At 41.2% G+C, this 2,626-nt stretch carries 2 protein-coding genes and 1 pseudogene; all 3 read left to right on the top strand.

From position 1 onward, the window contains the following. The coding region (locus BSG1_RS18945; protein ID WP_006838842.1) for a single-stranded-DNA-specific exonuclease C-terminal domain-containing protein at positions 1-1,036 on the top strand (1,036 nt) is incomplete at its 5' end. Between the two features lie 15 nt (positions 1,037-1,051). After that, positions 1,052-1,564: an adenine phosphoribosyltransferase gene (locus BSG1_RS18950; RefSeq protein WP_006838843.1), complete on the top strand. Its 513-nt coding sequence runs from the start codon at positions 1,052-1,054 to the stop codon at positions 1,562-1,564. A 474-nt stretch (positions 1,565-2,038) separates the two neighbouring features. Then, positions 2,039-2,626 (top strand): annotated as a pseudogene (locus BSG1_RS18960) (HD domain-containing protein); the annotation flags it as partial.

Consider the following 2,626-nt stretch of genomic DNA (forward strand, 5'->3'; position numbering starts at 1 on the left):
TGCGTTCGCAGAGGAACAGCTGACAGAAGAGGACTTCATTCCACTGACAGAACTGGATGCATCCATTAATTTAGAGGAAGTCGATATTGAAACGATAGAATCCCTGGAGATGCTGGCTCCTTTTGGAATGGGAAATCCCAAGCCGAAGTTGTTGATTGAAGGTGTCTCGATCTCCGGCATGCGAAAAATCGGAGGCAACCAGGACCATTTAAAACTTTCCCTGCAAAAAGATGTATATACTTTAGACAGCATCGGATTTGGAATGGGAGAGTTTGCGGATCATATCTCTCCGCTTTCTGAGATCTCGGTGATTGGGGAACTTTCAATTAATGAATGGAATAATATCAGAAAACCGCAATTGTTTCTTAAAGACGTAACTGTAGATCATTGGCAGCTGTTTGATATGAGGGGAATTAAGCCTGTCAACAGATGGTTTGATAAGGTTCCTTCCCAAAACAGATCAATTATCGCCTTCAATCAGTCAACAATTGACCGCCTGCCGCTTAATGACTACCGTGAGGATATCCTGTTGATCTCTTCTAATGAGGAAGCCTCCGGACTTTTAGAAAGGGCGGAGAGCATTGTTCTCCTGGACATCCCTCCTCAGGGAGAGTGGCTTGAGACTGTGGTGAGAATCACCGAGCCTGAGCGAATTTATGCCCATTTTGATCATGAGGAGGACCATTTTTTCAGCACTGTTCCGAATCGTGACCACTTTAAATGGTACTATGGTTTTTTGTTAAAAAGGGAGACTTTCGATCTTAAAAAGCATGGCGGCCAGCTTGCCCAGCATAAAGGATGGTCGAGAGAAACAATTGAATTCATGTCAAAGGTGTTTTTTGAACTGGATTTTGTTACAATAAACAATGGATTAATTTCCGTCAATCCTGTAAAAGTTAAGAGAGATTTGGAAGAATCGATTACTTATCGTAAAAAACAGGAACAATATAATCTAGAGAATGAATTGTTGTATTCATCTTATCAGGAACTTAAGAACTGGTTTGATAAGAAGACTGGAATGGTCTGCAACATATGAGGAGGATTTTTAAGCATGGACTTAAAACAATACGTGACAATCGTCGAAGACTGGCCTAAAGAAGGAATAAAATTCAAAGATATCACGACTTTGATGGACAACGGCGATGCGTATAAATATGCTACTGATAAAATCGTAGAATATGCAAAAGAAAAAGAAATCGACTTGGTTGTAGGACCGGAAGCCAGAGGTTTCATCATCGGCTGTCCTGTTGCTTACGCACTTGGAGTCGGTTTCGCACCTGTCCGCAAGCCGGGTAAATTACCTCGTGAAACAATCAAGGTAGAATACGGCTTGGAATACGGAAAAGATGCTTTGACAATCCATAAAGATGCCATCAAACCTGGTCAGCGCGTCCTGATCACAGATGACTTACTGGCTACTGGCGGAACAATTGAAGCGACGATCAAACTTGTTGAGGAACTGGGCGGAATTGTTGCCGGTACTGCATTCCTTATCGAACTGACGTATCTGGATGGCCGTGAGAAGCTTGAAGGCCATGACATCATGACATTGATGCAGTTCTAATATACTTCATCTGAATAACTCACAAGCAAAAGGACTGAAAACAGATTTTATATCTATTACTCAGTCCTTTTTATTTATTGGACGAAGTGAGCATCGCTGGTGTTGGTTATGAAGCATGAATATTTTTATTAACTAAAAATTTGTTTTGGTTTTTAAAATTGCAGCTCCAGGAAATTCTGAGCTCTCACAAAACGCCTGCGAATAGAGGGACTGCAGCCGAATGGGCAGTCAGAAAAATCGCACCATAGCGTTTTTGGGGGAAATGTAAGCGGATAAAATCAAAATGGTAAATATTTTTCGACAAAATCGGCTATTTTTAAGGTTGAAGGCTTTACATATGTTCTATTTTTTTTGATAATAGTATACAATACGCTTTTTTATTATGAACAAGAGTTCAACATGAAGATGGATCATTCGTTGATAGGATGAATTCGCTCATATTGAATTTAATATATTGTAAAGGTGATTTTGCTAATGGCAAAAGATCAGATACTGACCCCCGAAGAGGTCGTAAAACGGACAAGTGAATATTTACCGGAAGAAGACGTCTCCCTGGTGCAAAAGGCATATGAATTTGCCAAGGAAGCACACAAAGAACAATTCCGCAAATCAGGTGAGCCGTATATCATACACCCGATTCAGGTAGCAGGATCCTTGCAGACCTTGAAATGGACCCTTCCACGGTATCTGCTGGATTTTTACACGATGTAGTAGAGGATACCAGTATCACACTCGAAGAAATCGAAGACAGTTTCGGTAAAGAAGTGGCCATGCTGGTGGATGGTGTCACAAAGCTCGGTAAAATCAAATACAAATCACAGGAAGAACAGCAGGCGGAAAATCACCGAAAAATGTTTGTCGCCATGGCACAGGATATCCGTGTCATCCTGATCAAGCTTGCGGACCGTCTTCATAATATGAGGACTCTTAAGCATCTTCCTAGTGAAAAACAGCGGAGAATCTCCAATGAAACATTGGAAATCTTTGCTCCCTTGGCCCACAGGCTGGGTATTTCAAAGATCAAATGGGAGTTGGAAGATACAGCTCTCCGTTACTTAAATC

Origin of the sequence: Bacillus sp. SG-1, assembly GCF_000181495.1 — a bacterium.
In the GTDB taxonomy this organism is placed as follows: domain Bacteria; phylum Bacillota; class Bacilli; order Bacillales; family Bacillaceae_B; genus Rossellomorea.